Source organism: uncultured Ruminococcus sp. (assembly GCF_946415235.1).
In the GTDB taxonomy this organism is placed as follows: Bacteria; Bacillota; Clostridia; order Oscillospirales; family Ruminococcaceae; genus Ruminococcus.
This window is the reverse complement of sequence record NZ_CAMKRR010000140.1, coordinates 1-6,198: the sequence shown is the minus strand read 5'-3', so window position 1 is coordinate 6,198 and position 6,198 is coordinate 1. Positions and strand designations below refer to the sequence as shown.

The following is a 6,198-nucleotide window of genomic DNA, read 5'->3' as shown; positions in this document are numbered from 1 at the left end:
CATTCAAAAAAGAACGAAAACATATCTTTTCGAGAAAAAGAAACCCAACGAAAAATTGACCGCCTGATTTTTCCACAATTTAACATAAAAAAACAGAGAGTAGCGATACCCTCTGCTTTGCATTGCTCAGATTTTCAAAAAAAAGATTCTTTTCTGTCGTAATTATGAGGCTGGCTCTTTTTCACTTTTGAGCCAGCCCCTTTTGAATTATATGACTATATACTTAATTATCGGTCAAATTATATTCTCCAATTCTTTTGACCACATATTAATTAATATAAATGTCATGTTTATGGCTTATTGAGATATTTTTCAAGCACCTCCCTGAACGGTCTTTCAGTTTTCATTGATAGCACAAATTTAGGCTTTCTGCGCTCTATGCTGTAATTGATCTGCTCACGGAGCTCCTCCAATCTGACAACGACTTGTTTCTCCTCTGCAAAATTGCGTATCTTCATTATTATCTTTGTTGAGTATGCAAGATCGATGACAAATATACCGTAAAAGAAGCCTATTCCAAATGAAAAAGCCAGATTCTGCGACAGCCATTCCAGTGCTTCAAGTATATGAGGGTGGACAAGAAAATAATACACTGCACTGAGCAATCCCCAGAAAAAGGTGAATAGCGGACATATAATGCCGCGGATATTTCCCGGAAGCTCACTGTAGTCCCAGAGCCTTACATGAGTAGTTGCCAGCATAATTACTCCGACGACGCATTCAAGTGCGGTTATGGCTGCGGACATTATAATGAACAGCAGAAGTTTTTCCAACCAGACCGGCTCTATATACAGATAGCCCTCCAAATGTGCCAGCAGATATAAAATGCACAGACTCTCACCGTAAAGCGGCAGACATGGGCCTGTCAGGAAGCCGGGATTTACCCAGTGCTTCTGTGAGACAAATCTGCGGTAGAACACCTCTATCACCCAGCCTGTCATTCCTCCGATGGCAAACAGAAATGTCAATATCAGGAATATATTCATGAACATTTACCATTAACACAGTGACTTTTCCAGAATTCAATAGCCTTTTCGTTTCTCTCCGCCCGTTCGGTCGTTTCCATATCTGCACCTCTCACCAACAGCCACATTAAAGCTACGTCCATGACTGCAAAAAGCAGTATGATCAAAAGAATGAGCTTTTTCATACCCCGTCACTGCCTCCTGTTGATAGGGATATACTTGCTCTCAGGCTTTACGCTTATATACGCAGGACGTATTATTTTCCCGTTGTTTTGTATCTCCTCGATGCGGTGAGCGCTCCAGCCTGTTATCCTCGAAACGGCAAATAAAGGCGTAAACAATTCGTAAGGCAGACCAAGCATACGGTAGATCAGTCCCGAGTAAAAATCAACATTCGGGCTGACTCCCTTGTACATTTTTCGCTTCTCGGCGATAAGCTCGGGAGCTGTCTCTGCCACATACTCAAACAGTGCAAATTCTTCCTCGTTGCCCTTTTCAACTGCTAAAGCCTTGGCACACTGTTTAAGGATATCAGCTCTCGGGTCTGATCTCGAGTAAACAGCGTGTCCCATTCCGTAGATAAGCCCTGCACAGTCGAAGGCTTCCTTATCGAGCAGTTTCGTAAGATATTCCCTGACCGCAGACCTGTCGCTTGTGTCGATCGTCTGCTGCATATCGTCGAACATTTTCACCACCTTGATATTTGCACCGCCGTGACGAGGACCTTTCAGTGAACCGAGTGCCGCAGCTATTGCGGAATATGTATCAGTTCCCGATGATGTGACGACATGAGTTGTGAATGTGGAATTATTTCCGCCGCCATGCTCCGCATGAAGAACAAGTGCAAGGTCGAGTATACGGGCTTCAAGCTCTGAATATTCGCCGTTTTCTCTCAGCATATGCAAAAGATTTTCCGCAGTTCCAAGCTCCTGTCTCGGGTTGCGGATAAACAAGTCCTGCCCGAGATGATAGTGCAGATATGACTGATAGCCGTAGACCGCAAGCATGGGAAATACCGAAATAAGGTGCAGACACTGACGGAGAACATTTGCAGTAGAGGTATCATCGGGCTCATCGTCATAGGCATAAAGTGCAAGAACTGTTCTTGACAGAATATTCATCATATCCCTGCCGGGAGTTTTCAGTATCATATCTCTTGTAAACGAATCGGGCAGGGTACGCATATAAGCAAGAGTACGGCAGAAATGCCCAAGCTCTTTAGCGTCGGGCAGCTTTGAGAACAACAGAAGATACACGGTCTCCTCAAAGCCGAAGCGCTGCTCGTTCCAGAATCCGCCTACTATGTCACGGACACTGATTCCACGATAAAAAAGCTGTCCCTCACATGGAACATCACCATCGGGAGTTTTTTCCTTTGCCTTTATCCGAGATATTTCGGTAAGACCTGTGACTACTCCGTTTCCGTTAAGGTCACGAAGTCCACGGAAAACCTTATGCTCTTTGTACATATCGGGACTGATAGAGTTACTGTTGTCTGATAGTTCAGTCAGTTTTTCGATATATGGGTTGATCTCTGAATACATAAAGCACCTCCAATTAAAGTGCAGTATGTGTATATAACATACTGCACCATTTATATATAATACCGTTTACCGTCAGTGCTTCGGCTCACGGTATATTGCTATTCGTTTATTTCTATGTCGATAATGTCATCGCTGCTCTGACTGCTGCGCATTATCTTCACAGCAGTCAGAGCAGTTACAAGGTTGAGGATACCCTCAAATATCAGCGAAATTCCCAGCAGAACAGTTGCAAATCTCACTCCCTCGTCAGGACGTATTATCAGCATAAGTCCAACAATACCCGTAACTATCGCCGCAGTCATTATCAGCCACCATTTGCTCAGACCGAAGCGCTTGGAGTCTATTGCGATCTGTATTTTCAGCAGACTGTCAAGCAGTATGTATATCCCGACTACGATACAGATGATATTCAGGACATTATTGGTATCTATGAGCATTATTCCCCCGAGAACTATCAGAAGTAACCCAAGTGCCAGGTCATGCTGGAATGCAAGGCGGTAGAGATCTTTTGAAAAGTAGCCGATGAGCTTTATCACGCCGAAAAGTACTATCAGCACTCCGAAAAGTCTGCCTATAAGGTTTGCAGATAGGTCGGGGACTGCGGTAAAAACAATGCCCAGTATGCACATCAGCGCAGATATGATTATATAGCCTGTTTTTGCTGTGCGGATATATTTCTCGCTTTTCATGTTCTTCACCTCCGTAAAAGTAGTGTCTGGTGGCACCGCAAAGCGCAAACCCTGTTTACCGCTGTAAACAGCACTCTGCGGTACTGTAGTCATCATAGCATATTTGCTGCTTGCCGTAGACATACAAAAAAGCGTATCTGCCAATTCTTTGGACAGATACGCTCAAGTGACTAAATTTTTACTTGTATAGCAAATCGACTGAGCCTTTTCTCAGCTCACATATACGATGAAAGTCAGCTTGGATATCGTATTTCATACCGCTGCTGAGCCAGCCGATTATCTGACCGAAGCACTCGCACTTATGATATCGGATAAGTATCTCCTTGTCAGCTTCGTCAATGGGACGGTCTGCGAATGCTGTATTGAAGTAAGTCCTTACAACGTGCTCACAGACTCTCCACAGGTAACTCTCATATATTTCACGGTTCGGGGAATTATGTATGTGCAGAACAGCCTTTTTGTTTTCAAGTGCAAAGGAAAAAGCGACCTCAAGGCATTCCTCGATGCTCTCAATACGGGAGTGTTCTGCAATTATCCTGTCAGCCTCTCTGTTTATCATTTCCTCAAGAAGTGAAGGTATATCATCAAAATGGTAGTAGAAGCTGTTGCGGTTTATGCCGCAGTCCTCAACGATATCCTTGACGGTTATCTTGTTTATGGGACGCTCGTTCAGCAGCTTTATCAGCGATTTTTTAATTGCTTCCTTTGTCAGATTCGCCACTCATACGCCTTCTTTCCTCATTATACAAACGTTGTACCATAAAAATGACTTTTTGTCAATAGCAAAAATAGAGGACACTGTCTGAAAACGACAGCGTCCTCGTATCTGAATAAGGAGAAGTTTATGGCAATTTATGCTTATTTCTTTTTGTTCTTAACTTTTTTAGCAACTGCTATAGCTGTTCCGACTGCGACTGCTCCTGCACCCGCTTTTACAAAATTTTTCTTGTTTATGTGTCTCTCCGAAACATTTTCTTCGTCCGATTCGGGAAGTCCGATGACATTATATCTAAGCAGCAGCTTTTCTATATCAGTGCTGTGTATCTTTTTCAGCAGCGGTTTTATTGCCGCATTTGCGAGCAGACCTGTATCGGCAGTAAGAGGCTTTCCGTCACGCAGGGCTATAGTCGCATTGAGCAGATCACGGATATCGTATGTACTGCCCCATACCTCGGGAACGCCTCTGTCTATTCCGAGCAAAGTATAGACAGCCTCCATTCCTGTGCGTATAGAGTATTCGGTAGTGAATATAGTATCACGCTTGGTCTCAGCAAACTGTCCAAGAAATGCGAAATTGACAGCACCGTTCGGCACAACATCGGGACGGTCGCCTGCCTGACGGGGCATAAAGAATGCTGTCACATAGGGCATCATTACAGGAACGGTATTGCAGCTGTTCTCTGCTATATCCTCTATCTCGTCAATGGGTACTCCAAGATGATACAGCCATTCCATACATATTTCTTTGCCTGTACAGTCACGCATCGGCTTCTTCACATAGTCACCGTTTCTGTCAGTGAAAAGGGCATATACCCATACAAGACACTGATCCTTAGGCTGACTGCGGAACTGCGGCTGACGGTTGATAGTCCATGACAGCAGCCACGATGAATCACGGCAGGTTACGATCCCACCCGTGACTACTCCGCCCGAAAACGGGTCACGCTTGCATATTGCTGTGATGTACGGAATGACCCGCTTATCAAGGGTAGTAACAGTTGCGCTCATCCAGTTGGTCTTTTCAGCATCATAGCAGAATTTATCGGGATTCCCAAACCAGGCGCGCTACCAGCTGCGCTACACCCCGAAAGAAATGCTAATCTTCCGCTGTTGTGGTCAGTTATGTGGTCAAAGCCAATTCCCGACATCATTTTCCGCGGGCGGGAAATCCCCGAAAACAAGGTGTTATGCGGCGTTTAGCGGTTTTGAAATCTGTCCTGACACGAAATGCGTACACGCTTCCAAAGGACTTGTCCTGTGCAGCTATTTTTCGCCACATATCCCAGCCACCGCCGGGTTTAATCTCCTTGTTGAACTCAGAAGGAGTATTCTGGCTTCCTATGGCAGAATTCTCGACACAGCCGCCGTTTGTGATGAATACAAGATCGTTTTCGGTCAGCGGAATAGTTTCCTCTGCGCCGTTACGTATCACTTCGATACCTGTTGCAGCCTTCCTTCCGCCCGAGATGTCAAAGGTGACATTCTCGACCTTTACACCATATTCAAACTGTACGCCGAAGCTCTCAAGATATTTTATCATCGGAAGTATCATAGACTCATACTGGTTGTACTTTGTAAAACGCAGTGCAGTGAAGTCGGGCAATCCGCCTATATGATGAACGAACCGCTGCATATACAGTTTCATTTCAAGTGCGGAATGCCAGTTCTCAAATGCAAACATAGTCCTCCAGTACAGCCAGAAATTAGAGTTCAGAACTTCATCATCAAAGACATCGGTTATCTTCTTGTTATACAGTTCCTCGTTGGCTGTAAGGTACAGTTTCATCAGCTGAGAGCAGGCTTTGTCAGACAGTCCGAATTTTTTGTCGGTATGTGCGTCCTGTCCTTGCTTTTCTGTTGCTCGGCATAGAGAGAAATTAGGATCGGCTTTGTTGAGCCAGTAGTACTCATCAAGTACACTCACTCCCTCTGTTTCGATAGACGGGATGGAGCGAAACAAGTCCCACATACACTCAAAATGGTTGTCCATTTCACGTCCGCCGCGCATCACATAACCTACACTTGTATAATACATACCGTCACAAGCCCCTCCGGGAACGGAGTCCTTTTCGAGTACATGAACTCTGCTGCCTTCCATCTGACCATCCCGTACAAGGTAACAGGCTGCGGAGAGTGCGGCAAGTCCCGAACCGATGATATATGCTGATTTGCTGTCAACACCATCAGGCTTCTTTGGACGTGCAAATGCTTCGTAGTTACCACTCGAATAATACATAGTCTTTCCTCCTTGTCTGTACTGCTTTGCAGTAAGTTATTGTA

At 44.8% G+C, this 6,198-nt stretch carries 5 protein-coding genes and 2 pseudogenes; all 7 read right to left on the bottom strand.

Features of this window, described 5'->3' with window-relative positions; translation table 11 throughout:
• Positions 1 to 290: 290 nt before the first annotated feature.
• On the bottom strand, positions 291 to 986 hold the full coding sequence (locus Q0R37_RS14775; RefSeq protein ID WP_243411815.1) for a putative ABC transporter permease: 696 nt from the start codon (positions 984 to 986) through the stop codon (positions 291 to 293).
• Positions 983 to 1,150, bottom strand: a complete 168-nt coding sequence (locus Q0R37_RS14770; RefSeq protein ID WP_201427764.1) for a hypothetical protein — start codon at positions 1,148 to 1,150, stop codon at positions 983 to 985. The genes Q0R37_RS14775 and Q0R37_RS14770 overlap by 4 nt, the downstream gene beginning before the upstream one ends.
• Positions 1,151 to 1,156: 6 nt before the next feature.
• On the bottom strand, positions 1,157 to 2,509 hold the full coding sequence (locus Q0R37_RS14765) for a citrate/2-methylcitrate synthase (RefSeq protein ID WP_294755338.1): 1,353 nt from the start codon (positions 2,507 to 2,509) through the stop codon (positions 1,157 to 1,159).
• 98 nt (positions 2,510 to 2,607) lie between these two features.
• The gene (locus tag Q0R37_RS14760) at positions 2,608 to 3,198 is read right to left on the bottom strand and encodes a DUF308 domain-containing protein (RefSeq protein ID WP_201427774.1); all 591 of its coding nucleotides are present in this window, start codon (positions 3,196 to 3,198) and stop codon (positions 2,608 to 2,610) included.
• 178 nt (positions 3,199 to 3,376) lie between these two features.
• Positions 3,377 to 3,919 (bottom strand): TetR/AcrR family transcriptional regulator, encoded by a 543-nt coding sequence (locus Q0R37_RS14755; protein ID WP_201427766.1) that lies wholly within the window; start codon positions 3,917 to 3,919, stop codon positions 3,377 to 3,379.
• Positions 3,920 to 4,056: 137 nt separating this feature from the next.
• Positions 4,057 to 4,974: pseudogene (locus Q0R37_RS14750) on the bottom strand (oleate hydratase); the annotation flags it as partial.
• Between the two features lie 184 nt (positions 4,975 to 5,158).
• Positions 5,159 to 6,154, bottom strand: a pseudogene (locus tag Q0R37_RS14745) (oleate hydratase); the annotation flags it as partial.
• Between the last annotated feature and the right edge of the window lie 44 nt (positions 6,155 to 6,198).

Coding starts and splice junctions, on each gene's coding strand:
- Q0R37_RS14760 (WP_201427774.1), bottom strand. CDS start 3,198: ATGAAAAGCGAGAAATATATCCGCACAGCAAAAACAGGCTATATAATC.
- Q0R37_RS14765 (WP_294755338.1), bottom strand. CDS start 2,509: ATGTATTCAGAGATCAACCCATATATCGAAAAACTGACTGAACTATCA.
- Q0R37_RS14770 (WP_201427764.1), bottom strand. CDS start 1,150: ATGAAAAAGCTCATTCTTTTGATCATACTGCTTTTTGCAGTCATGGAC.
- Q0R37_RS14775 (WP_243411815.1), bottom strand. CDS start 986: ATGAATATATTCCTGATATTGACATTTCTGTTTGCCATCGGAGGAATG.